This is a genomic window from Cognatilysobacter terrigena (assembly GCF_004361065.1).
Lineage (GTDB): Bacteria > Pseudomonadota > Gammaproteobacteria > Xanthomonadales > Xanthomonadaceae > Cognatilysobacter > Cognatilysobacter terrigena.
Genome location: NZ_SELT01000004.1, coordinates 95,106 through 116,695, shown reverse-complemented (window position 1 = coordinate 116,695; position 21,590 = coordinate 95,106). Strand labels below are relative to the sequence as shown.

The 21,590-nt window shown below is 68.6% G+C and carries 28 protein-coding genes; 17 read left to right on the top strand and 11 right to left on the bottom strand.

The genetic code is table 11. From position 1 onward, the window contains the following. Positions 1–12: 12 nt before the first annotated feature. Positions 13–747, bottom strand: a complete 735-nt coding sequence (gene lpxH / locus EVS83_RS04700; protein WP_133499865.1) for a UDP-2,3-diacylglucosamine diphosphatase — start codon at positions 745–747, stop codon at positions 13–15. A 222-nt stretch (positions 748–969) separates the two neighbouring features. Between lpxH and EVS83_RS04695 the strand changes: the two genes are divergently transcribed. The 3 genes from EVS83_RS04695 to EVS83_RS04685 are packed head-to-tail and all read left to right on the top strand — an operon-like array spanning position 970 to position 3,192. After that, positions 970–1,221, top strand: a complete 252-nt coding sequence (locus EVS83_RS04695; protein WP_133499864.1) for a type II toxin-antitoxin system HicB family antitoxin — start codon at positions 970–972, stop codon at positions 1,219–1,221. A 56-nt stretch (positions 1,222–1,277) separates the two neighbouring features. Beyond that, positions 1,278–2,684, top strand: a complete 1,407-nt coding sequence (gltX, locus tag EVS83_RS04690) for a glutamate--tRNA ligase (RefSeq protein WP_133499863.1) — start codon at positions 1,278–1,280, stop codon at positions 2,682–2,684. A gap of 7 nt (positions 2,685–2,691) precedes the next feature. Further along, positions 2,692–3,192 (top strand): transcriptional repressor, encoded by a 501-nt coding sequence (locus EVS83_RS04685; protein WP_133499862.1) that lies wholly within the window; start codon positions 2,692–2,694, stop codon positions 3,190–3,192. A 6-nt stretch (positions 3,193–3,198) separates the two neighbouring features. Here EVS83_RS04685 and EVS83_RS04680 read toward each other — a convergent pair whose 3' ends face one another. Further along, entirely contained in the window at positions 3,199–3,636 is a 438-nt protein-coding gene (locus EVS83_RS04680) for a hypothetical protein (protein WP_133499861.1), read from the bottom strand. A 191-nt stretch (positions 3,637–3,827) separates the two neighbouring features. Here EVS83_RS04680 and EVS83_RS04675 point away from each other — a divergent pair, with 191 nt between their 5' ends. From EVS83_RS04675 to EVS83_RS16230, 5 genes are all read left to right on the top strand, one after another. After that, on the top strand, positions 3,828–5,315 hold the full coding sequence (locus EVS83_RS04675; RefSeq protein ID WP_133499860.1) for a hypothetical protein: 1,488 nt from the start codon (positions 3,828–3,830) through the stop codon (positions 5,313–5,315). Positions 5,316–5,326: 11 nt separating this feature from the next. Then, complete coding sequence (locus EVS83_RS04670) at positions 5,327–6,226, top strand: metal ABC transporter substrate-binding protein (RefSeq protein WP_133499859.1); 900 nt, start codon at positions 5,327–5,329, stop codon at positions 6,224–6,226. Next, the gene (locus EVS83_RS04665; protein ID WP_133499858.1) at positions 6,223–7,023 is read left to right on the top strand and encodes a metal ABC transporter permease; all 801 of its coding nucleotides are present in this window, start codon (positions 6,223–6,225) and stop codon (positions 7,021–7,023) included. Before EVS83_RS04670 ends, EVS83_RS04665 begins: the two co-directional genes overlap by 4 nt. Before the next feature lie 35 nt (positions 7,024–7,058). Continuing rightward, positions 7,059–7,490, top strand: a complete 432-nt coding sequence (locus tag EVS83_RS04660; RefSeq protein WP_133499857.1) for a MerC domain-containing protein — start codon at positions 7,059–7,061, stop codon at positions 7,488–7,490. Positions 7,491–7,620: 130 nt separating this feature from the next. Continuing rightward, entirely contained in the window at positions 7,621–7,812 is a 192-nt protein-coding gene (locus tag EVS83_RS16230) for a 30S ribosomal protein THX (protein ID WP_133499856.1), read from the top strand. Positions 7,813–7,884: 72 nt separating this feature from the next. On the opposite strand, the gene EVS83_RS04650 is transcribed toward EVS83_RS16230, so the two are convergent. From EVS83_RS04650 to EVS83_RS15600, 4 genes are all read right to left on the bottom strand, one after another. Next, a complete protein-coding gene (locus EVS83_RS04650; protein WP_208108686.1) occupies positions 7,885–8,913 on the bottom strand; it encodes a CE1 family esterase in 1,029 nt (342 codons plus the stop codon). 122 nt (positions 8,914–9,035) lie between these two features. Next, complete coding sequence (locus EVS83_RS04645; protein WP_133499855.1) at positions 9,036–10,253, bottom strand: dipeptidase; 1,218 nt, start codon at positions 10,251–10,253, stop codon at positions 9,036–9,038. A gap of 22 nt (positions 10,254–10,275) precedes the next feature. Then, complete coding sequence (gene hutI / locus EVS83_RS04640; RefSeq protein ID WP_133499854.1) at positions 10,276–11,487, bottom strand: imidazolonepropionase; 1,212 nt, start codon at positions 11,485–11,487, stop codon at positions 10,276–10,278. Between the two features lie 133 nt (positions 11,488–11,620). Next, on the bottom strand, positions 11,621–11,776 hold the full coding sequence (locus EVS83_RS15600) for a hypothetical protein (protein WP_166636803.1): 156 nt from the start codon (positions 11,774–11,776) through the stop codon (positions 11,621–11,623). 60 nt (positions 11,777–11,836) lie between these two features. Here EVS83_RS15600 and EVS83_RS04635 point away from each other — a divergent pair, with 60 nt between their 5' ends. Next, positions 11,837–13,069 (top strand): formimidoylglutamate deiminase, encoded by a 1,233-nt coding sequence (locus tag EVS83_RS04635; protein WP_133499853.1) that lies wholly within the window; start codon positions 11,837–11,839, stop codon positions 13,067–13,069. Positions 13,070–13,147: 78 nt separating this feature from the next. On the opposite strand, the gene EVS83_RS04630 is transcribed toward EVS83_RS04635, so the two are convergent. Together EVS83_RS04630 and EVS83_RS04625 are read right to left on the bottom strand one after the other, a co-directional pair. Beyond that, positions 13,148–13,705, bottom strand: a complete 558-nt coding sequence (locus EVS83_RS04630; RefSeq protein ID WP_133499852.1) for a hypothetical protein — start codon at positions 13,703–13,705, stop codon at positions 13,148–13,150. A gap of 2 nt (positions 13,706–13,707) precedes the next feature. Further along, entirely contained in the window at positions 13,708–14,946 is a 1,239-nt protein-coding gene (locus EVS83_RS04625) for an alkaline phosphatase family protein (protein ID WP_246022774.1), read from the bottom strand. Between the two features lie 96 nt (positions 14,947–15,042). Between EVS83_RS04625 and EVS83_RS04620 the strand changes: the two genes are divergently transcribed. From EVS83_RS04620 to EVS83_RS04600, 5 genes are all read left to right on the top strand, one after another. After that, a complete protein-coding gene (locus EVS83_RS04620) occupies positions 15,043–15,564 on the top strand; it encodes a YybH family protein (protein ID WP_133499850.1) in 522 nt (173 codons plus the stop codon). Between the two features lie 89 nt (positions 15,565–15,653). Further along, positions 15,654–16,007: a hypothetical protein gene (locus tag EVS83_RS04615; protein ID WP_133499849.1), complete on the top strand. Its 354-nt coding sequence runs from the start codon at positions 15,654–15,656 to the stop codon at positions 16,005–16,007. Positions 16,008–16,129: 122 nt separating this feature from the next. After that, on the top strand, positions 16,130–16,915 hold the full coding sequence (locus tag EVS83_RS04610; RefSeq protein WP_133499848.1) for an SEL1-like repeat protein: 786 nt from the start codon (positions 16,130–16,132) through the stop codon (positions 16,913–16,915). A 56-nt stretch (positions 16,916–16,971) separates the two neighbouring features. After that, positions 16,972–18,642, top strand: coding sequence for a urocanate hydratase (gene hutU / locus EVS83_RS04605; RefSeq protein WP_133499847.1), 1,671 nt, complete (start codon positions 16,972–16,974; stop codon positions 18,640–18,642). Positions 18,643–18,644: 2 nt separating this feature from the next. Beyond that, positions 18,645–18,926, top strand: coding sequence for a DUF3253 domain-containing protein (locus EVS83_RS04600; protein WP_133499846.1), 282 nt, complete (start codon positions 18,645–18,647; stop codon positions 18,924–18,926). A gap of 140 nt (positions 18,927–19,066) precedes the next feature. Here EVS83_RS04600 and EVS83_RS04595 read toward each other — a convergent pair whose 3' ends face one another. Then, entirely contained in the window at positions 19,067–19,264 is a 198-nt protein-coding gene (locus tag EVS83_RS04595; protein ID WP_133499845.1) for a hypothetical protein, read from the bottom strand. A 78-nt stretch (positions 19,265–19,342) separates the two neighbouring features. Here EVS83_RS04595 and EVS83_RS04590 point away from each other — a divergent pair, with 78 nt between their 5' ends. Then, complete coding sequence (locus tag EVS83_RS04590; protein WP_246022773.1) at positions 19,343–19,834, top strand: hypothetical protein; 492 nt, start codon at positions 19,343–19,345, stop codon at positions 19,832–19,834. On the opposite strand, the gene EVS83_RS04585 is transcribed toward EVS83_RS04590, so the two are convergent. Beyond that, positions 19,819–20,328: a GNAT family N-acetyltransferase gene (locus EVS83_RS04585; protein ID WP_133499844.1), complete on the bottom strand. Its 510-nt coding sequence runs from the start codon at positions 20,326–20,328 to the stop codon at positions 19,819–19,821. The two genes, EVS83_RS04590 and EVS83_RS04585, sit on opposite strands and share 16 nt — an antisense overlap. Before the next feature lie 49 nt (positions 20,329–20,377). Between EVS83_RS04585 and EVS83_RS04580 the strand changes: the two genes are divergently transcribed. Both EVS83_RS04580 and EVS83_RS04575 read left to right on the top strand, forming a co-directional pair. Further along, complete coding sequence (locus EVS83_RS04580; RefSeq protein ID WP_133499843.1) at positions 20,378–20,731, top strand: hypothetical protein; 354 nt, start codon at positions 20,378–20,380, stop codon at positions 20,729–20,731. Between the two features lie 11 nt (positions 20,732–20,742). Further along, on the top strand, positions 20,743–21,177 hold the full coding sequence (locus EVS83_RS04575; protein ID WP_133499842.1) for a nuclear transport factor 2 family protein: 435 nt from the start codon (positions 20,743–20,745) through the stop codon (positions 21,175–21,177). On the opposite strand, the gene EVS83_RS04570 is transcribed toward EVS83_RS04575, so the two are convergent. Then, positions 21,178–21,585: a hypothetical protein gene (locus tag EVS83_RS04570; RefSeq protein WP_133499841.1), complete on the bottom strand. Its 408-nt coding sequence runs from the start codon at positions 21,583–21,585 to the stop codon at positions 21,178–21,180. Positions 21,586–21,590 lie beyond the last annotated feature (5 nt).

Here is a 21,590-nt window from a genome sequence, read left to right as displayed (position 1 = left end):
TCCGCCGCGCCTTCAGCGCAGGCCTTCCAGCTCGACGCGATCGCCGTCGACGCGCAGCACCGAGCCGTGGTCGTACCAGTCGCCGAGCACGACGCGGCGTCGCGCGCGTCCGCCCACATCGAGTGCGTGGATCGCGGGGCGATGCGTGTGTCCGTGGATCATCAGGTCGACGCCGTAGCGCACGAAGTACTCGTCCACAGTCGACGGCGCAACGTCCGTGATCGTTTCCATGGTGCCCGCGTTCTTCAGCGCGGCCTGCGCGTCGCGGCTCTGCGCACGCGCATGTTGCGCGAACGCGATGCGGGCGGGCAGCGGCTGCGACAGGAATTGCGCCTGCCACTTCGGATCGCGCGTCTGCGCGCGGAACGCCATGTAGCCGGTGTCGGCGGTGCAGAGAAGATCGCCGTGCAGGATGAGCGCGGGACGGCCTTCGAGCATCACGACGGACGGGTCCTGCACGATCGTCATGCCGGCGCGGCGCGCGTAGTCGTCGCCGAGCAGGAAGTCGCGATTGCCACGGATGAAATGGACGGGCGTGCCCGCATCGACGAGTTCGCGAACGCCCTGCGCGACCGCTGCTCCGGTCTCCGACGGGTCGTCGTCGCCGACCCACGCCTCGAACAGATCGCCAAGGATGTAGAGCGCCGCGGCGCCGCGCGCGTCGTCGCGGAGGAAGCGCAGGAACAGATCCGTGACCTGCGGGCGTTCGGCATCCAGATGCAGGTCGGAGATGAAGAGCGTGGTCATCGGCGCAGTGTAGGTGCGCCCGCGAGCGTGCCGTCGGGGGACCCGAACGCACGCAGGAAGTCGCTGCGGCCGACATGAATGCGACGGGCCGCACGTCCCGGAAGCGCGCGTCGTAGCGTGCCGATCGTCGCGGCGTATAGTCGGCCGGACCGATCACGGCCGGGGGGCGGACGGTATGGGGATCCAGACAGATACGCATGACGCGCGCAGCGGAGCCGGCGGATGAGTCGCGGTTATTTCGCGTTCGTTCGACGCGACGCCGACCGCCGTTATCACGCGACGCTGCCGGATTTCCCCGGTTGCACGGCCGAGGCGGACACACTCGAAGCGCTCACCAGCGCGGTCCGCGAGACCGTTCGGGAGCAGGCGCGCTCCACCGGCTGGCCCGCCGCGACCCGCCTCGAAGCGCTGCCGCGCGCACCCGGCGACCATGAAGGGTTCTGGCTGATGGTCGACTTCGCCCACCAAGGCTGAACAGCCCGCTCGGCGGCAGGCGTAAAATCGACGCCCCCACGTTCGTCGAGCCCCGCATGAGCAGCCGTACCCGCTTCGCGCCGAGTCCCACCGGCTACCTCCACATCGGAGGCGCCCGTACGGCGCTCTATTGCTGGCTCGAAGCGCGGCGCCACGGTGGCGAGTTCGTCCTGCGCATCGAGGACACCGACCGCGAGCGCAGCACGCAGGGCGCGATCGACGCGATCCTCGAAGCGATGGACTGGCTGGGCCTCAACTACGACGAAGGCCCGATCTTCCAGACGCAACGTCTCGACCGCTATCGCGAAGTCGCCGAGCAGCTCGTCGCCGACGGCAAGGCGTACTACGCGTACGAAACGAAGGACGAGCTCGAAGCCATGCGCGAGAAGGCGATGGCCGAGGGTGGCAAACCGCGCTACAGCGGCGCGGCGCGCGACGCCAACCTGCCGTATCGCGACGATCCCACTCGCGTGATCCGTTTCCGCAATCCGCAGGACGGCACCGTCGCGTGGGACGACAAGGTCAAGGGCCGCATCGAGTTCGCGAACAGCGAGCTCGATGATCTCGTCATCTTCCGTTCCGACGGCTATCCGACCTACAACTTCGCAGTCGTCGTCGACGACATCGACATGCGCATCACCGACGTGGTGCGCGGCGACGACCATGTCAACAACACGCCGCGCCAAATCAACATCTACAAGGCGCTTGGCGCGCCCGTGCCGCACTTCGCCCACCTGCCGATGATCCTCGACGAGCAGGGCGCGAAGCTGTCCAAGCGCACCGGCGCGGCCGACGTCATGCAGTACCGCGAGAACGGTTACCTGCCGCATGCGCTGCTGAACTACCTGGTGCGTCTCGGCTGGTCGCATGGCGACCAGGAGCTGTTCTCGATCGACGAGCTCACGCGCATCTTCGATCTCAAGGACGTGAACCCGAAGGCGTCGCGACTGGACTCGGCGAAGCTCGGCTGGGTGAACCAGCAGTACCTGAAGAGCGACGATCCGGCGGACGTCGCGAAGCATCTCGTCTGGCATCTGGAGCGCGCCGGTTACGACCTGTCGCACGGCCCGGCGCCCGCCGACATCGTGATCGCGCTGCGCGATCGCGTGCAAACGCTCAAGGACATGGCCGAGCGCGCCGCGGTGTGGTTCCAGCCGCTGGAAACGTACGACGACGCAGCGGTTGCCAAGCACCTGACCGAGTCGGCGCGTGCGCCGCTCATGGAAGCGCGCTCGCGTCTCGCGCAGCTCGCCGCATGGACGCCCGAAGCGATCCACGCGACGTTGAACGACGTCGCCGCCGCCTGCGAAGTCGGCATGGGCAAGGTCGCGCAACCGCTGCGCGTCGCGATCACCGGCACGCAGGTGAGCCCCGACATCGCGCACACCATCTATCTCGCCGGGCACGAGGAAGCGTTGCGTCGCATCGATGCGGCGCTCGCCAAAGTGCCGGCGCACGCCTGAGGCTTCCATGTCGCACCACGAGACCTGCACCGATCCGCGTCATCACGTCCACACGGGCGATGCGTTCGTCGCGCAGGTCGAACGCGCCTGCGAGGACCGCGGCCTGCGCCTGACGCCGCTGCGTGCGAGCGCACTGCGCCTGATCGCGGACGCCGATCGCCCGCTCAAGGCGTATGACCTTCTCGATCGCATGAAGGCGACGCACGAAGGCGCGGCGCCGCCGACGGTTTATCGCGCGCTCGATTTCCTGCTCGAGAACGGTTTCATCCACAAGCTCGCGTCGATCAACGCGTTCGTCGGCTGCCACCACCCGGGCGGCGCGCAGCACGCGGTGCCGTTCCTCATCTGCGATCGCTGCCATGCGGCGACGGAGCTCGAGGACGAGAAGATCGTCGGCGCGCTCGACACGCGTGCGCGCGCACTCGGCTTCACGCCGCGCGCGCAGACACTGGAAGTGCACGGCCTCTGTGCGGATTGCCTCGCCGAGGACGTGGCGAAGGCCGGCTGACCGCGCTCAGCCGCCCATCACGCGACGTCGTCGCGCATCCATTTCCTGCGTCGAGCGTTCGATACCGTCGAGTGCGGCGCGGCCGGCGCGGATGCGAAGCCACGTCCAGAGCAGGATCACCAGGTTCAGCAGCGGCACGAGGAAGGCGAGGCAGAACATCATCTGCACCGACCCGCTGACACGCCATCCGAACCGGCGCAGGGACGAACGCGCATCGTCCATTTCCTCGTCGAGGTCGAGCGCGCGATAGGCGACGCGGAAGCCGGCGATGCCGAACACCGCGCTCGCAATGCAGACCAGCGCGAAGAGCCGGTTGTCGGGCAGCCAGCCGCGCGGCAGGAACAGTGCGAGCTGCACCAGTGCGGCGACGCCAAGCAGCTTGGTCGCGAACGAAAGCCGCGCGCGAACCCGCGAGATCGCGATGCGCGTCGAAACGGAACTCATGGCCGGCTCCCCGTGCGCGGACGCGCCGACTATAGCGACGCTGCGAGTCCAGTCACTGCCGCGGCCGGGCCGGACGATGGGGAAGGGCCGTCACCCTGCTGGACGCTGACTCCCTGACTTTCGGGCTATTGCCGTCGGGCCGGGACCCCGTAACGTAATGTTATAACCTTCTGATCAGCGGGCCGGCCTCGATGACGAAAACCCTCCTCACCCTCGCGCTTGCGGGCGCGCTGGGCACTGCCCACGCCGCCGACGGCGTCTCGCAGGCGCAGTTCAAGGCGCTTGAGGCGCGCATGGCGCAGCTCGAAGCCGACGCCAAGGCCGCCCGCGCCGATGCCGCGAAGGCACGCGCCGAGGCCGAGGCCGCACAGGCGGAGGTCGCCCGATTGAAGGGCGCATCGAATGCGAACGTCGCAACGGCGCCGGTCGCGCCGGCGGCGGCGGGCAGCGCTGCAGCTCCCGCGTCGGCCGACACCTCGGATCTCGCGGCGAACGACGATCTCGCCGCACCCGACGACACCGCGAACGCTGCGGCGCCCGCGCCGGCCCCAGCTGCGACGTCCAACGACAACGTCGCGAGTGCCGACAGTGGCGGCGGTTCGAGTTCGAACCCGAACGCGTTCAACCCCGCGATCTCGATCATCCTCAACGGCAGCTACACGCATCACTCGCTGGATCCGGCGAACTACGTTCGCTCCGGCTTCCCGATCGTGGGCGAGGGCGGGCCGGCGCCCAACGGTTTCTCGCTCGGCGAAAGCGAAGTCTCGTTCGCTGCGAACATCGACGAGAAGTTCTACGGCCAGCTCACGCTGACGGCGTCGAGCGAAGGCGGTCAGGACCACATCGGCGTCGAAGAAGCCTTCATCGACACCACCGCGCTGCCCGCCGGCTGGAACATGCGCCTGGGCCGGTTTTATTCGAACGTCGGCTATCTCAACAGCCACCACGCGCACACCGACAACTTCTTTGATCGTCCGCTCGCGTACCAGGCGTTCCTGGGCAACCAGTACGGGGACGACGGCGTGCAGGTGCGCTGGGTTGCGCCGACGTCGTTCTTCCTCGAACTCGGCGGCGAAGCCTTCCGTGGGGAGAGCTACCCGGCAGCGGGCGCCGGCCACGGCGGCGTCGGCACCAAGACGCTGTTCGCGCATGTCGGCGGCGACGTTGGAGACGAGAACGAATGGCTCGCCGGGATTTCGGCGCTGCGCACGAGCGCGGTCGACGGCGAAGACGGTTTCACCGGCGACGGCACGCTCTACATCGTCGATGGCACGTGGAAGTGGGCGCCGCAGGGCAACTTCAAGGACGGCGGCCTGACGCTGCGCAGCGAATACATGATCGATCACCGCGACGGCACGTTCGTCGATGCGGCGGATCCGTCGGTGATGTTCGACTGGAGCGGCAAGCGTCGCGGCGCGTATGCCGAAGCCGTCTATCGCATCAACCGCCAGTGGGACGTCGGCTATCGCTTCGATCGCCTGTGGGCGGCGAACGACGGCCCGTTCGCGAACGACACCGATCCGACGCGTCACACCATCGAAGCGACCTGGCGCAACAGCGAATTCAGCCTGATCCGCCTGCAGCTGAGCCATGACAAGCCGAATGCAACGGACACGGACAATGCCGTGACCGTGCAGTACCAGACCAGCCTCGGCGCCCATGGCGCCCACAAGTTCTGAGGAATCGAACGATGAAGTCCCTGCTGATGTCCGCGGTCCTGCTCGCCGGTGCGGTCGCCGCGCCCGCGCAGGCCAAGATGCGCGTCTTCGCGTGCGAGCCCGAATGGGGTTCGCTGGTGCACGAACTCGCGGGCGACAAGGTTGCTGTCGATGTCGGCACGTCCGCGCTGCAGGACGTGCATGTCATCGAAGCCAAGCCGAGCCTGATCGCCAAGGTGCGCGCGGCGGATCTCGTCGTCTGCACGGGTGCGGAGCTCGAAGTGGGTTGGCTGCCGCAGCTGATCCGTCAGTCGGGCAACACGACGGTCGCATCGGGCGCGGGTTATTTCGAAGCGGCGAAGCAGGTGAAGACGCTCGAGCGTCCGACCGCACTCGATCGCGCGAACGGCGACGTGCATCCGGAAGGCAATCCGCACATCCAGATGGATCCGCGCCGCGTGCTGATCGTTGCGCAGCGTCTCGATGCGCGCCTCGCGCAGCTCGATCCGTCGAACGCCGCCGCGTACCAGCAGAACCTCGCCAACTTCCAGAACCGCTGGACGACCGCGATGGCGCGCTGGAAGGCGCAGGCCGCGCCGCTCGCCGGCCGCAAGGTCGTCGTGCATCACATCAGCTGGGTGTATCTGTGGGATTGGCTCGGCATGCAGCAGATCGGTGCACTGGAACCGAAGCCGGGCGTGCCGCCGACCAGCGCGCATCTCGCCAGCCTGATCGCGACCACGAAGGGTTCGAACACGCTCGCCATCGTGCGCGCGGCGTACCAGGATCCGAAGCCGGCCGACTGGCTCGCCGAGCGCACGGGCGTGAAGGCGGTGACGCTGCCGCTGACCGTCGGCGGTGATGCGCAGTCGAAGGATCTGTTCGGTCTGTTCGACTCGACGATCTCCAAGTTGGTGCAGGCCGCCAAGTGACGCTCAACTGGGAAGGGCTCGACCTCAGCATCCTCGGGCCGGCGTGCGCCGCCGGCCTGATCGTCCTGTCGACGCACGTGCCGCTGGGCCGGCAGGTGCTGTCGCGCGGCATCATCTTCATCGACCTCGCGATCGCGCAGATCGCGGGGCTCGGCGTGATCCTCGCGCAGTTCCTCGGCATCGACGAGCACGGCTACGGCGTGCAGATCGCCGCCGCCGCGGCTGCGTTGCTCGGCGCGGGTTTGCTGTCGTGGACGGACAAGCGCTGGCCGCAGTACCAGGAGCCTTTGATCGGCACGCTGTTCGCGCTCGCCGCCACAGGCGGACTTCTGCTTCTCGCGAACAATCCGCAGGGCGGTGAGCACCTCAAGGATCTGCTGGTCGGGCAGATCCTGTGGGTGAGTTATGCGCAGCTGATTCCGGCGCTGATTCTCTCTGTCGTCCTGCTCGCCTTCATGTGGATGCGTCGCGGCCAGCTGAAGGGCCTCGTGTTCTATGCGCTGTTCGCACTCGCGATCACTGCTTCGGTGCAGCTCGTGGGCGTGTACCTCGTGTTCGCGAGCCTGATCGTGCCGGCGCTGGCCACCGCGGGCATGACGGGGCGCAGGCAGCTCGTTGCCGCGTACCTGATCGGCATCGCCGGTTACGTGCTCGGTCTCGCCGTCTCCGCCGTGCTCGACCTGCCGAGCGGCGCGTTGATCGTGTGGATGCTGGCGGTGGCGGCGCTGATCGCGCAGGTCGTACCGGCCGTGCGCCGCGGGCATCGTGAGACCGCGATGTCGACTTCGACGCATTGACGGCCCGTTCGCGACCGAATGTTATAGTGTTTCAAATGGCCGCCTCCGCACCCCACGCGACCCCGCATCGCCCCGCAACGCCGGTCCTTGACCGGATCGGCGCGACGGGCTCGCTGCTGTGTGCGATCCACTGTGCGGCGCTGCCGGTGCTGATCGCGCTGCTGCCGTCGCTGGGACTCGCGGCGTGGCTGGACGACGACTTCGAGATCGGCTTCGTGCTGTTCGCGACCGCGCTTGGCCTGTACAGCCTCATCCGTGGCTACCAGCGCCACGGCGTGCTGCGTGCGCTGCGGCTGCTGGTGCCGGGCCTCGCGGCGCTGTGGCTGGGCGTGCTGTACGCGCCGCTCCATGGGTCGACCGTGCTGCATGCGGTGTCGATGACCATCGGCGGCGCGCTGGTGGGCACGGCCCACGTGCTCAACCTGCGGCTGCAGAACCGCCACGACGAGACCTGCTGCACGCCCTGACGGGGCGGGCCCTCCGCCGGCTGTGCTAGGCTTCGCAGCCTCGCGCGCGGCGCGATCCTTCACGCGGCTCGTCCGCAGGCCCGCAGACGCGGCGCCGACGTTTCAATTCTCAGATTCCAGGAGCACCACGATGGGTAAGGGCGACCGCAAGACCGCCAAGGGCAAGCGCTACAACTCCAGCTACGGCAACGCCCGTCCGAAGGCGACCGCCGTCGCCACCGGCACGACCGCTGCCCCGGTCGCGAAGAAGGCGACCAAGACCGTGGCCAAGGCGCCGGCGACCAAGAAGGTCGCGGTGAAGAAGGCCGCGTCGAAGGAGTAAGCGCCCGGTTCGCCGGATGCAGAAAAGCCCCGCGAGAGCGGGGCTTTTTCGTTGTTGATGTTGCAATGCGCGTTACGACCGCGGCGGCATCGACTCGAAGAAGCGCCACATGACGTCGTTCGCCGAAATGGCCTGTGACGCCGGCTCACCGCGATCCTTGTGGCCACCGGGCCACGAATGCGCACCCGTCTCGGTGACGCAGAGCTGCACCTGCGCGCCACCGCCGCACGGCGCCCGCAGTTCGCAGTACGCGCCGGGCACGGTGAGCACGCGACGCGGCGGTGCGGCGCAACCGTCCCGACGCGCCCACATCTCGATCGTCTTCGGCACCGACATGAACTCGGTGACCATCGACGGATCGCGGAACGCGTTCGGACCGGCGCCGCCGTCGAACAGCACGTGATCGTCGTTGCGCGCGTGGAAATGCGCGACGGCGACGGGGCGCGACGGCGCGCATCGAACGGTGTTGTCCGTGCCGGCCACGGGCGCGACCGCGCGGAACACATCGGCGGCTTCGCACGCGAGCCGGTAGGCCATCATTCCGCCGTTGGACATGCCGGTCGCGTAGACGCGTGATCGATCGATGTCGAGCTGATGCTCGACGTTGTCGACGACCGTTTGAATAAAGCCGACATCGTCGATGCCGCGATCACGCGCCGCGCCGCAGCAGCGCCCTGCATTCCAGGTGGCGAGATGTCCGCCCGGCATGCGACTGAAACCGTTCGGGAAGACCGCGACAAAGCCGTGCTGTTCCGACGCCGTGATCAGCCCGTACTTCGAGTCGTCCGCCTGCCAATCCATGTCGCCACCACCGCCGTGCAGGGCGACGAGCAGCGGCGCCGGTCGGCCCGGCCGATAGCTGCGCGGCACGTGCACGCGGTAGAGGCGGGTGATGCCGTCGTGCCGGATCTCGTAGCGGTAATCGCCCGGTGTCGCGAGACGGGCACGCGGATCGCCGCCGGTCACTACAGACGCATCGGCGCGTCGCTGGGCCATGCGCGCTCGCAGCATCTGCGCAAAACGGCCGTCGCGCGCCTGGGCCAGCACGTCGACGGCGACGAGGAACAACAGCGCGATTGCGATCCAACGCCAGTGGCGCATGGCGACCTCGATCCATGGGATTAGCCACCGCGAACGCGCCGATACGGCGCGCGTTGACATCCGATACGCGTCGCCTCGTTCAACCGGAGCTCGCGGAGCAGCGCCGCCGTGCTGCCCGATCGTCAGCGCGACCCGCCGCGAAGCTTCGCGCCCGCTGCGTCCACCGCCGTCCACACGCGCATGAGGTTGGCGCCGAGTACTTTGCGGATCGTCGCGTCGGCATAGCCGTGTTCGCGCAGCGCCTGCACGAGATTCGGGTAGTCCGCCACGCTCTTCAGGCCTTCGGGCAACGCACCCGACACGCCGTCGAAGTCCGAGCCGAGGCCGACGTGGTCCTCGCCGAGCAGCTTGATCGCGTAGTCGACCTGGTCGACGACCTGCGACAGCTTCGTCGGCGGCTTTGGATGCGCCTTGTCCCACGCCGCGTCCCAGTCCTCGAGCGATTGCACCGTTTCGCCGCGTGCCTTCGCCTCGGTCTGCGCGCGCTGGAATCTCGCGAGCTCGCGGAAATAGGCCGTGGTGTCCGCGGCTGCGGCGGCATCGATGAAGCCGCTGCCGAAGGTGATCTGCACGACGCCGCCACCCTTCGCGATCTTCTTCGCCAGCTCGTCGCTGAGATTGCGTTCGAAGTCGGGCGTGAAATGGCGCAGGCCCGAATGACTCGCGATCACCGGCGTCTTCGACACACGCAGCACATCTTCGACCGATTCGTCGGAGAGATGCGAGACGTCGACCATGATGCCGAGGCGGTTCATTTCGGCGACGACCTTTTCGCCGAACGGGCTGAGCCCGTGCCACGGCCGATCGAGCGAATACGACCCGTCGGCGATGCGATTGCTGTGGCTGTGCGCGAGCGTGATGTAGCGGACGCCGCGATCGTGGAAAACCTGCAGCTGCGAGAGGTCGTCGCCGATCGGCGCGCCGTTCTCCATGCCGAGCGCGAGCAGCACGCGGCCGCCCTGATGCAGGCGCGCGTAGTCGCGCGGTTCGGCGATGACCGCGAACTTGTCCGGATGGCGGCCGACCATCGCCTCGACCGCATCGATCTCCATATGCGCCTTCTGTCGCGCCGTGCCCGCCGCGTCGTCCTCGGGCGAGGTGTAGATCGACATGAAGGCGACATCGAGGCCGCCCTGGCGTGCACGTGGATAGTCGAATTCGCGGTCCGGCGTGGCGGCGCCGAGATCGCGCCACGACTTCAGCAGTTCGCTCGGCGCATCGATGTGCGTGTCGACGACGACCGCGTCGTCGGCGAGTGCGCGTGCGCTCGGGTTGCGATCCGCCGCAAGGGCGAGCGCAGGTGCGAGCAGGAGGAGGACGGGCAGGGCGATGGGGCGCATTACGTTCTCCGTGTCGAAAGCATCAGGTGCGGCGGCCGGCGACCCAGCGCGCCTGCAGGAGGTCGCCGCCGAGCCAGTAGCAGAGCTCGGCGGGATGATTCACCCGCCACAGCGCGACATCGGCGCGCAGGCCGACGCGCAGCATGCCACGATCGGCGAGGCCGAGTGCACGCGCCGCGTGCGTCGTCGCGCCGCGCAGCGCGTCTTCGGGTGTCAGCCGGAAATGCGTGCAGGCGAGCTGCATCGCCTGTCGCAACGACAGCAGCGGCGAGGTGCCGGGATTGCAATCTGTTGCGACGGCCATCGGCACGCCGTGTGCACGGAACGCGTCGAGCGGCGGCCACTTGGTTTCGCGCAAGACATGGAACGCGCCGGGAAGCAGCACGGCGACCGTGCCGGCCGCGGCCATCGCACGCACCGCATCCTCGTTCGTGTGTTCGACATGATCGGCCGACAGCCCGCCGAATTCCGCGGCGATCGCGGCGCCGCCAAGATCGCTCAACTGGTCGGCGTGCAGCTTGACCGGAAGGCCGAGCGAACGCGCGCGCTCGAACAGGCGGCGCGTCTGCGAGGGCGAGAAGCCGATGCTTTCGCAGAACGCATCGACCGCGTCGACCAGGCCTTCGTCATGCAGGCGCGGCAGCCAGTCGATCGCGGCCTCGATGTAGTCGTCGGCGCGGCCGGCGTATTCCGGCGGCAATGCGTGCGCCGCGAGGTAGGTGGTGCGTACCGTCAGCGTGCCCTCGCCGAATCGGCGCGCGATGCGCAGCATCTTGCGTTCGTTCTCGAAGTCGAGGCCATAGCCCGACTTGATCTCGAGCGTCGTCACGCCGTCGGCGCGCAGGGCGTCGATGCGCGGCTTCGATTGGGCGTACAGCGCGTCTTCGGACGCATCGCGCACCGCGCGCACGGTCGACAGGATGCCGCCGCCGGCACGCGCGATCTCTCCGTAGGTCGCGCCCTGCAGGCGCATTTCGAATTCGACGGCACGATCGCCGGCGAACACCGCATGTGTGTGGCAATCCACGAGGCCGGGCGTGATCCAGCCCTCGACGTCCTCGACCGCGTGCGCGATCGACGCGGGATCGCCGGGCAAACCGGAACGGGGCCCGACATAGGCGATAACGCCATCGCGCCAGGCGATCGCGCCGTCGCGGATCGCGCCGTAGTCGTCGCCGTCGAGGGTGGCGAGCGATGCGCCGACGAGCAGGTGGTCGTACAGCCGGTCTGTCATGGTGCGGGTGTCGTCGACGACGTATGGCGGAAGGCGGAGTTCACGACGGGCGCCGCAAAGCTTGGCGGAGACCCGGAGGCCCTGCGCTCGAAGAGGCGAAAGTGCCGCCGACGATCAACCTGCGACCGCACCGTCACCGATCAGGCTCGCCGTCGTTGGAGGCGTCGTGCACGCGCGCCGCGGCACTGCGCTCGCGCTCGACAGATTCCAGCGTATGCGGTCGGCCGAGTAGCCACGCGAACAGCCCGATCAGGGCGACGATGACGCCGACGAATTCGACGATGCGCATGCGGTCCTTCCGTCCTGCGGCCGCGGTAGCCTAGCGCACCCCAAGCGTCCGCGGCCCGCCATGTCCGAATCGCCCGTCCAGCGCACCGCCCGGGGCTGGGAGCTTCCCGGCCTCGCCAACCTCCATTCGCATGCGTTCCAGCGCGCGATGGCGGGCATGGCCGAGCGCCAGACCGATCCGGCCGACAGCTTCTGGACCTGGCGCGACACCATGTACCGCATGGCGGCGCGCTTCGATCCCGACACGTTGCGCGAAGTCGCGGCGCAGCTCTACGTCGAGATGCTCGAGGCCGGTTACACCGCGGTCTGCGAGTTCCACTACCTGCACCACGCGCCCGACGGTCGGCCGTACGACGACCCGGCTGCGATGTCGCGCGCGCTGATCGATGCGGCGCGCGAGACGGGCATCCGCCTCACGTTGCTGCCGGTGCTGTACATGACGGGCGGTTTCGACGGCCGCGCGCTCGCGGAGCGCCAGCGTCGTTTCGGTCACGACATCGACGCCTATCTGCGACTGCTCGACACCTTGCGCGCATCGCAGGACGACACGCTGCGCATCGGCTGCGCGCTGCACTCGCTGCGGGCCGTACCGGAAGCCGCGATGCGCGACGTGCTCGCGGCACTCCCCGGGGACGCGCGCATCCACATCCACATCGCCGAACAGACGGCGGAAGTGGACGAATGCATCGCGGTGCGCGGCGCACGACCTGTGCGCTGGCTCCTCGACCATGCACCGGTCGATTCGCGCTGGACACTGGTGCACGCGACGCACCTCAACGATGACGAGATCGCGGGCATCGCGGCGTCGCGCGCGACGGTCGCGATCTGCACGACCACCGAGGGCAACCTGGGCGATGGGCTGTTTCCACTGCGTCCATTCCTCGATGCCGGCGGGCGCTTCGGCATCGGCTCGGATTCGCATGTGTCGACATCGCCGGTAGAGGAGCTGCGCTGGCTGGAATACGGCCAGCGACTCGTGACACGTCGTCGCAACATCGCCGTGCGCGAATCCACGAGCGTTGGCGAGACGCTGCTTGCAGGTGTGCTTTCCACTGCCGCCGATGCGACCGGGCAGACGATGCAGGGCGATCGCGTGGTGCTCGATGCGGGCGCACCGATCCTCGCAGGCGCGACGGAGGGCGACGTCATCGACCGCTGGATCTTCTCGGGCAACCGACCCGTCGTGCAGACGGTCGAAGTCGCCGGCGGCGAACGCGTGTGCGAGGGACGGCACGTCGACGCCGAGGCGATCGCGGTGCGTTACCGTGCGGCGATCGCGCGTCTGGTGGCTTAACGCACGACTTCGGGCTTCGTCCGCGCGAACGACGAACGACGTGGCGCTGCGCGCATCGCGGGCACGCGTTGTCGGACGCTACCGCGGCCCGTCGGCCTCCAGCCGATGCAGCCGCTCCGCCTGACTCGTCGCGAGCAGGCGTGCGTAGTCGCGATAGACGTATGCGAAGTAGCCGGCGAGCAGAACCGCGGCGACGAGCATCAGTGCCGATCGCCGCCGCAGGGTGCGGAGCGTGCCGCCGTACGCGAGCAGCCCGAACAGACCCAGCACCACGACGACCGCGTCGAAGCTCGATCGCTGCCAGTAGCTGCCGCCGAGATGCAGCCACATGCCGAACTCGTCGAACGTCAGGGCCATGCCGACGCCATAGAGCACCGCGAGCACACGACGCGCGCGTCGACCGGGCGTCCAGAACAGCAAGGCCGCGCCGACGATCGCCAGCGCGAAGATGCCGAAGTTCAGATGGTGGACGTGCGTGCCGCCGAGGTGCAGGTACAGATCGGGCAGCGTGCGCGCCATGATCAGGTAGACCAGCAGGCGTGCAACGAGGACCGTGATCACGAAGCTCGCGAGCGCAATGCGCCGCAGGCGGCGATCATCCGCATGCGGCGCGGGCTTCGTGGTCGCGGTGTCCATGTTCAGGGCGTGGGACGCAGCGCTCCCGCCAGCGCCTCGGGGTTGCCGTCGTTCGGCATCGGCGTCACGCCGAGCACGCGCGCGAGCATCGGATAGACGTCGACGTTGTCGATCGGCGGCAGCACCACGCCGTCGCGGAACGACGGGCCGTCCGCCACGAAGAGCGCACGCATCGACGGCAGCGCGGGATCGAAGCCATGCGAACCGCGCGGGCCTTTGCTTCGCGTCGCGAGCTTCGCGCGCGCCACCGCATCCCAACCTTCGTCCATCTGGCAGACGATGGGCGGCACGCGCGGACTCGTGCCGTACTGCCAGCGCGCGGGCAGCGTCTCCTTGGTCCAGCATTCGTAGTGATCGTGGCGGCCGACGAGCTTGGCCGTCGCTTCCGCTTCGTGACCCGGAAGCGGACGGAAGCCGACCGACTGCCCCGTCGTGATGTTCGCCGCGATGTCGGGCGAGGCCATGTCCTCGATCGTCACCGTATGGCCTTCGGCCACCGGCGCCATGCCGTGGTCCGACACGACGACGATGTTCACGCGATCGGCGAGCCCGCGCGACGCCAGCCCCGCGCGCAGGCGGCCGATGTAACCGTCGACGCGCGTTTCAGCGGCGAGGTCTTCCGCCGAGCCCGGGCCGTGGTCGTGTTCCTCGTGGTCGACGTCTTCGAAGTACAACGTGATCAGCTTCGGACGCACGCCTTCCGGGCGATCGAGCCACCCGAGCACGGCGTCGACGCGCGATGCGCCGGGGAACTTGTCGTCGAACGGACGCCATTCGGTCGGGCGAACGCCGCCGATCGGTGCCGCGCTGCCCGGCCAGAACATCGTCGCCGCGCGCTGGCCCGACTTCTCGACCGTCGACCAGATCGGCTCGCTGCCCCACCACGCGGCCGTGGCCGTGGCGACGTCGTCGTCCATGTTGAAGTGACCGAGCTGCGGGTCGTCCATCGTGTTGTGCACGATGCCGTGGTGATCCGGACGCAGGCCCGTCACCAGCGTGTAGTGGTTCGGGAACGTCAGGCTCGGGTACGACGGGCGCATGTATTCGGCGCGCACGCCGTGCCGGGCGAGGGAATCGAGGTTCGGCGTGTGGCCGCGCTGCAGCGCGTTGGCGCGGAACCCGTCGATGGAGATCAGGATGGTCGACGCCGCGGGGGTTGCCGGTGCCGTGGAGTGCGGGGAGGTCGAAGCGCAGGCGGCGAGCGTGGCCGCGGCGAGGGCAAGTACGAGCGGTCGGAGCACGTGGACGGGAGAGGTCGAAAGAGACCGTGACTTTAGCGGGTCGCGATGAATCCCCGATGCGCACACCATCGCGCAACTTCAAGGGAGAGAACCGCCATGGCTTTCGCGTTCGTGCTCGTTCCCGCGCTCGCCGCTGCGGCCGCCGCCGCGCCGACGCCTCCGCCACCGGCACCGTTTTCCGCCGACGAATGTGCGGTGTTCGCACGCGAGCTGTCGTTCGCGAAATCGGTGGCGGATCACGATGCCGCGGCGTTCGCAGAACACGTCGCGCCCGACGCCGCGTTCGCCGCCGGATCGCCGCATCCGCAGCGCGGGCGCGATGCGATCGTCCGCGCGTGGACGCCGATCGTGAAGGGCGAGGGCCTCCGCCTCGAGTGGTATCCGGTGCGCACGACCGTCGTCGGCGACATCGCGTGGTCCACCGGCCCGGCGCTCGCGGAGGAAAGCGAGAAGGGCACGACGCGGCTCACGCGCAGCACGTTCCAGTCGGTGTGGCGCCGCAATGCGCAGGGCGTCTGGCAGGTCGTGTTCGACGGCGGCACGCCGCCGCGCGAGGTGCAGGCGGCGGACGCCGAGGCGTTCCGCAAGGCGCGTCCGGCCGCCTGTCCGCGCGCGTAAGCCCGGCCTGAATCCGGCGGCGGCGTCCATGCGCCGTCGCCGCCGCGTAGGCGTATCGTGGCGGTGTCGACCCATTCGGGAGGCCCGTCATGAACACCCGACCGATTCTTCTCCCCACGCTCGTGCTCGCCGCGCTGCCCGCGTTCGCGGAACAGGCGACGCCCGAGCCGGCCGCCGCGCCGGCACCGACCGCGGACGCACAGCCTGCGCCGGCGCCTGCGACCGTTGCCACGGCGTCGCCCAAGACCGTCGCCGCCCGTGACGACCTCGCGGATCGCACCTGCCTCCGCGAGACCGGCACGCTGATCCGCGCGCGCTCCAGTCGCGACGCCAAGGGCTGCACCGGCTTGCCCGGCCGCGCCTACACGCAGGATGACCTGCGTCGCACCGGCCAGACCGACATCGCCGACGCACTGCGCATGCTCGATCCGTCGATCCGCTGATCGATACCGCTTCGTCGCACGACGCCCGGCTCCGGCCGGGCGTCGCCGTTTCGGGTTCAGGAAGCGGCCGTAGCCGCCGATAATCGGGCGATGCGCCGGCGCCCGGCGCCGGAGACGACCGAATGACCCGCACGCGCCTGCTCGCACTCGCCCTCTCGCTGGCCATCGCGCCCGCCGCGGCCGCCGACGCACCCGCCGTCGACCAGGCCGCGGTCAAGCAGAAACTCGAAGCCGCGCAGACCGCGATGAACGCGGGCGACACCGCCGAGGCATTCCGCCTGCTCGGGGCGGCGACGGAAATCGCGCATAGCGGGGCGATGGCGCACAAGCTGGGCCACCTCTACGAAGGCGCGGCCGCCGTGCCCAACCACGACGCGCTCGCGACCAAGTGGTTCGCCTACGCGGCCGAGCTCAACGACGCGGAATCCCTGCATCACCTCGGCATGCGCTACATCGACGGCACGGGCGGTGTGTCGCCCGATTTCCGCAAGGGCCTCGCACTGGTCAACCGCTCGGCGAACGGCGGCTACGACGTCGCCGAGGACTACATGCGCAAGTTCAATGCGGATCAGGACACCAAAGGCCGCTGCATGCTGTCGACGCTGCGCGGCTACGACATGCGCGAAGTCGTGTTCGGTGCGAACCGCTTCTACGACTTCAGCGACACCGGCGGTGAGGACGGCGGCGGCGACACGTACGAGATCGTCGGCCTGCGCGCCTACAACGACATCCTGCCCGCCGATACGCGGCCGGTGGCGCTGACGGTCGACGGCTTCTCGCATGTCGGCTACACGGAGGTGGATGGCCACCACTTCTACGAGGCGTACTACGACAAGCGCCGCCCCAGCAGCGCCGCCCTCCAGCGTGCCGCGCAGGTGCGCGCCAAGTGCGGCGTGCCCGAAGCCTGAGCCGCGACCGGCGCGAGCGGCGATAATCGGGCCTCCGCCCGACTGCCGACGCGCCGATGTCCAATCGCAATGATCCGTCCCGCGTGGTCCGCGCCCCGCGCGGCACGCAGCTGACCTGCAAGTCCTGGCTCACCGAAGCCCCGTACCGGATGCTCCAGAACAACCTGGATCCGGACGTCGCGGAGAGCCCCGCCGAGCTCGTCGTCTACGGGGGCATCGGGCGCGCCGCGCGCGACTGGGACTGCTTCGACGCGATCCTGAAGTCGCTGCGCGAGTTGAACGACGACGAGACGCTGCTCATCCAGTCGGGTAAGCCGGTCGGCATCTTCCCGTCGCATGCGGACGCGCCGCGCGTGCTGCTCGCGAACTCCAACCTCGTGCCGCACTGGGCGACGTGGGAGCACTTCAACGAGCTCGATAGGAAGGGTCTGATGATGTACGGCCAGATGACGGCCGGCTCGTGGATCTACATCGGCTCGCAGGGCATCGTGCAGGGCACGTATGAGACGTTCGTCGAGATGGGCCGTCAGCACTACGGCGGCAACCTGACGGGCAAGTGGATCCTCACCGCAGGCCTCGGCGGCATGGGCGGCGCACAGCCGCTCGCGGCGACGCTCGCCGGCGCGTGCTCGCTCACGATCGAATGCCAGCAGAAGAGCATCGATTTCCGCCTGAAGACGCGTTACGTCGACGAGCAGGCGACCGATCTCGACGACGCGCTCGCACGCATCGGGAAGTACACGAGGGCGGGCGAAGCGAAGTCGATCGCGCTGCTCGGCAATGCCGCCGACGTGCTGCCGGAACTCGTGCGTCGCGGCGTGCGTCCGGACGCAGTCACCGACCAGACGTCCGCTCACGATCCGGTGCACGGTTACCTGCCGATCGGCTGGACCGTCGACGAGTGGCTCGCCGCGCAGAAGACCGACCCGCAGCGCGTGCGCGACGACGCCAAGAAGTCGATGCGCGTGCATGTCGAGGCGATGCTCGCCTTCCAGAAGCTGGGCATCCCGACCTTCGACTACGGCAACAACATCCGGCAGATGGCGTTCGACGAAGGCTGCACGAACGCGTTCGATTTCCCGGGCTTCGTGCCGGCCTATGTGCGTCCGCTGTTCTGCCGCGGCGTCGGGCCGTTCCGCTGGGTCGCCCTCAGCGGCGACCCCGAAGACATCTACAAGACCGACGCCAAGGTGAAGGAGCTGATCCCCGATGATCCGCACCTGCATCGCTGGCTCGACATGGCGCGCGAGCGCATCAGCTTCCAGGGCCTGCCCGCGCGCATCTGCTGGGTCGGCCTCGGCCAGCGCCACAAGCTCGCGCTCGCGTTCAACGAAATGGTGCGCAACGGCGAACTCAAGGCGCCGGTGGTGATCGGCCGCGATCATCTCGACAGCGGCTCCGTCGCGTCGCCGAACCGCGAGACCGAAGCAATGAAGGACGGCAGCGACGCCGTGTCCGACTGGCCGCTGCTCAACGCCATGCTCAACGTCGCCGGTGGCGCGACGTGGGTGTCGCTGCATCACGGTGGCGGCGTCGGCATGGGTTACTCGCAGCATTCGGGCGTGGTGATCGTGTGCGACGGCACCGAAGCAGCGGATAGACGTCTAGCGCGCGTGCTGTGGAACGACCCGGGCACCGGCGTGATGCGACACGCGGACGCCGGCTACGAGATCGCGCAGCAGTGTGCGGTGGAGCAGGGTCTCAAGCTGCCGATGCTCGGCCGCTGAGCATGGTTGGCGACGCGACGATCCGCGAACGCATCGTCGCGTTGCTCGCATCGCGAGCGCCGACGTCGTCGATCTGTCCGTCGGACGTCGCCCGCTCGTTGAGCGACGACGAAGCCGAATGGCGCGCGTTGATGCCGCGGGTTCGACACGTCGCCGCGATGTTGTCGGAGACGCGTGTCGTTACCGTCACGCAAGGCGAGGGCGTATTGCCTTCGGCCGGCGTGCTCACCGCATCGGGGCCGATCCGGCTTCGCCGCGGCGCGATGTTTCCCGTCGACCGGTGAGGCGTTACGAGCGTTGCGTGTGGAGCCGCGCAGCTAGCGCACGCGGCTGCGCTTTGAGGCGCGATGTGGACGTCGACGGTATTTGATCACGTCGCCGCAAACGATCGTCGAGCGCGCGTCCCTCAATGCAGACCCAGAGGTCAGCACGCGCCGACGACAAAGCTGCACGTTGACTGAGGCTGCATGCGGCGCTGGCGGCGCGCAAGAAGCGCAGCGAGCTGTTGCGCGTCGATCTGCACATGCTCGCCCAGCTGGACGATGTCACGTTCTCCGAAACCCTGGATCGCAGGGATATCGCCCGCCCCTGATGCGGCGTCTCGGTCGCGCGGCGCGGACATCTGCGTGTGGCGAGGTGTCTTCGAACTGCAATACGACGGTCATAAGGTGGCGGCACACGTCCCTTCGCGCCGACCGCCATGGCCCTGCGTCGCCTCGCGTCCCTAATGCTCGTCGCCCTGCTGTCGTTCGCCGCCATCGCGGGCGAGCGCTACGTCGCCATCGAGAAGCGGCTCACGCCCGAAGAGCTCGCGTCGATCGGTCTCACGCCGGAGCAATTGCAGCGGCTCAATACGGTGCTGCGCGATGCTGCAGCACGCGATACCGCCTCTGCCCCGACGCCGCGTCGCGACGTCAGCGTGTCGAACGACGCCACGCCGTCGCCCAAGCAGCACGTCGGCCTCGACAGCGAGGCGATGACGGCGAAGGTGCGCGGTCGCGTCGACGGCTGGTCGCTGGGCACCGTGTTCGATCTCGACAACGGCCAGCAGTGGACGGTGCTCAAGGGCACCGTGAAGCTCAACCGCGCGATCGACTCGCCGACGGTGCGACTGGTGCCGGGCATCGCGGGACGCTGGTTCCTCGAACTCGACGAGGACCACCCGAAGGCGCGCGTCTATCGCAGCGACTGAGCAACGTCCGCGGCCTGCAGGCTGACCTGCTTGCCGCCGGGCAAGGTCTGCCGGCCCACTTCGACAAAGCCCTGTCGCGCGTGGAAACGTTCCGACGCCGGATTCGGTGGTTCGACATCGAATTCGCAGGTCACCCGCGGCACGTCATCGCGACGCGCGCGCTCGAACACGTCGGCATAGAGGCGCTGGCCGAAGCCCGCACCACGACATGCGGTATCGACGACCACACGATCGACGTACAGGAAGCGCGGATAGCGTGCGTCGAACCAGCGATAGTTGACGCTGTCGTAGTCGGCGCCTTCCCGGAAGGCCAGTACGAACGCGCGGACGTCGCGATTCTGTTCGACGACGCGGCACATCGCGCTCGCGGCGAGCAGTTGATCGAGACGCGCGTCGTTCATCGGGCTCAGCACCGCGACCGACGCGGCGTTGAGCGCGAGCAGGGTGGGGCGATCGTCGTCGCGGACGTCGCGCAGGTGCAGTTCGTCGGCCATGGTCGAGGGATCGTAGGCGTGGCGCGCGACCGGCGCTAGCATGCGGCCCATGTACGAGTCCCGCACGCGTCCGCTCCTGCCATTCCCGCTGTTCCTTCGACGCGTCGGGCGACACGCGCTCGTCGCGCTCGCGCTGCTCGCGTTCTCGCTGGGCATCGGCATGGCGGGCTACATGGCCTTCGAAGGCCTCAACGGGACCGACGCCTTCCTCAACGCGTCGATGCTGCTCGGCGGCATGGGCCCGGTGGACGCGCCGAAGCACGAGAGCGGCAAGATCTTCGCCGGCCTCTATGCGCTGTATGCGGGCCTGGTGTTTCTGGTCGCAGCGGGTCTCGTCGTCGCGCCGCTGGCGCATCGCCTGCTGCACCGCTTCCATTGGGAAGACGACGCGACGTCGTCGTAGTGGAGATCGCCATGTTGCGTCGGATCGCGTTGCTTTGCCTGCTGCTGCCGACCGTCGCCGTCGCGATGGATCGCAGCGAACGCGACCTGCGCGATACCGAACGCGCGGTCTGCCATGCATTCGAAGGCGGCGACGCGGCGTACTTGCGTCGTGCGTTGGATCCGACGTTCACGCTCACCGGTTCGAACGGCGTCGTGCAGGACCTTGCCCAGACGCTGCGCGAAGTCGAGCAGCGCGAGCCGCGCTACGACGAGTTCCGCAACAGCGACCAGGTCGTGCGGCGCTACGGGAGTGCCGCGGTGATCACCGGGATCACACACATCCGCGGCACGGCCGCCGGCAGCGCGTTCGCTGCCGACTTTGCGTTCACCGATACGTGGATTCGTCGCGACGGGCACTGGGTGCTCGTCGCGAGCCATGCCTCCAAGAAGCCGCCGAAAACCTGATCAGCTCTTGCGCAGCCACAACATCGCGACGAGCCCGACGAGGCCGACCGCCGCGATCGTATGCACGCGCTTGGAGTGTCGCGCGTCGTCGAACAACCCTTCGATGACGTTCACGCGGTCGGCGAGCAGCAGCATCATCCAGTGACGCAGCCGGCCTTCGCTGTGCCGGAATGCGGCGCGGCGAATCTTTCCTGAGAGGCCCGACGGTGGGCACGCACTGCCGAACACTGGCGTGATGCCCGGACGTTCGATCGAGTGCAGCACCTCGACGGTCTGCCGCTGGGGTTCCGGAATGTCCCAATGCACGTTCTCCAGGCGCGGTGGCTGGCGCTCCATCGGCACGGCCGGGCGGTTGGCGCGATCGAGGTCGGCGCCCCAGCCGGAGATCTGCGAGCGGTCGAAAGTCATGGCGG

Coding starts and splice junctions, on each gene's coding strand:
- EVS83_RS04590 (WP_246022773.1), top strand. CDS start 19,343: ATGGCCCTGCGTCGCCTCGCGTCCCTAATGCTCGTCGCCCTGCTGTCG.
- EVS83_RS04615 (WP_133499849.1), top strand. CDS start 15,654: ATGAACACCCGACCGATTCTTCTCCCCACGCTCGTGCTCGCCGCGCTG.
- lpxH (WP_133499865.1), bottom strand. CDS start 747: ATGACCACGCTCTTCATCTCCGACCTGCATCTGGATGCCGAACGCCCG.
- EVS83_RS04645 (WP_133499855.1), bottom strand. CDS start 10,253: ATGCGCCCCATCGCCCTGCCCGTCCTCCTCCTGCTCGCACCTGCGCTC.
- EVS83_RS04595 (WP_133499845.1), bottom strand. CDS start 19,264: ATGTCCGCGCCGCGCGACCGAGACGCCGCATCAGGGGCGGGCGATATC.
- EVS83_RS04575 (WP_133499842.1), top strand. CDS start 20,743: ATGTTGCGTCGGATCGCGTTGCTTTGCCTGCTGCTGCCGACCGTCGCC.
- EVS83_RS04620 (WP_133499850.1), top strand. CDS start 15,043: ATGGCTTTCGCGTTCGTGCTCGTTCCCGCGCTCGCCGCTGCGGCCGCC.
- EVS83_RS04600 (WP_133499846.1), top strand. CDS start 18,645: ATGGTTGGCGACGCGACGATCCGCGAACGCATCGTCGCGTTGCTCGCA.
- EVS83_RS04660 (WP_133499857.1), top strand. CDS start 7,059: ATGGCCGCCTCCGCACCCCACGCGACCCCGCATCGCCCCGCAACGCCG.
- EVS83_RS04610 (WP_133499848.1), top strand. CDS start 16,130: ATGACCCGCACGCGCCTGCTCGCACTCGCCCTCTCGCTGGCCATCGCG.
- EVS83_RS04675 (WP_133499860.1), top strand. CDS start 3,828: ATGACGAAAACCCTCCTCACCCTCGCGCTTGCGGGCGCGCTGGGCACT.
- EVS83_RS04695 (WP_133499864.1), top strand. CDS start 970: ATGAGTCGCGGTTATTTCGCGTTCGTTCGACGCGACGCCGACCGCCGT.
- EVS83_RS04570 (WP_133499841.1), bottom strand. CDS start 21,585: ATGACTTTCGACCGCTCGCAGATCTCCGGCTGGGGCGCCGACCTCGAT.
- EVS83_RS04585 (WP_133499844.1), bottom strand. CDS start 20,328: ATGGCCGACGAACTGCACCTGCGCGACGTCCGCGACGACGATCGCCCC.
- hutI (WP_133499854.1), bottom strand. CDS start 11,487: ATGACAGACCGGCTGTACGACCACCTGCTCGTCGGCGCATCGCTCGCC.
- gltX (WP_133499863.1), top strand. CDS start 1,278: ATGAGCAGCCGTACCCGCTTCGCGCCGAGTCCCACCGGCTACCTCCAC.
- EVS83_RS04630 (WP_133499852.1), bottom strand. CDS start 13,705: ATGGACACCGCGACCACGAAGCCCGCGCCGCATGCGGATGATCGCCGC.
- EVS83_RS04680 (WP_133499861.1), bottom strand. CDS start 3,636: ATGAGTTCCGTTTCGACGCGCATCGCGATCTCGCGGGTTCGCGCGCGG.
- EVS83_RS16230 (WP_133499856.1), top strand. CDS start 7,621: ATGGGTAAGGGCGACCGCAAGACCGCCAAGGGCAAGCGCTACAACTCC.
- hutU (WP_133499847.1), top strand. CDS start 16,972: ATGTCCAATCGCAATGATCCGTCCCGCGTGGTCCGCGCCCCGCGCGGC.
- EVS83_RS15600 (WP_166636803.1), bottom strand. CDS start 11,776: ATGCGCATCGTCGAATTCGTCGGCGTCATCGTCGCCCTGATCGGGCTG.
- EVS83_RS04580 (WP_133499843.1), top strand. CDS start 20,378: ATGTACGAGTCCCGCACGCGTCCGCTCCTGCCATTCCCGCTGTTCCTT.
- EVS83_RS04635 (WP_133499853.1), top strand. CDS start 11,837: ATGTCCGAATCGCCCGTCCAGCGCACCGCCCGGGGCTGGGAGCTTCCC.
- EVS83_RS04670 (WP_133499859.1), top strand. CDS start 5,327: ATGAAGTCCCTGCTGATGTCCGCGGTCCTGCTCGCCGGTGCGGTCGCC.
- EVS83_RS04685 (WP_133499862.1), top strand. CDS start 2,692: ATGTCGCACCACGAGACCTGCACCGATCCGCGTCATCACGTCCACACG.
- EVS83_RS04650 (WP_208108686.1), bottom strand. CDS start 8,913: ATGCGCCACTGGCGTTGGATCGCAATCGCGCTGTTGTTCCTCGTCGCC.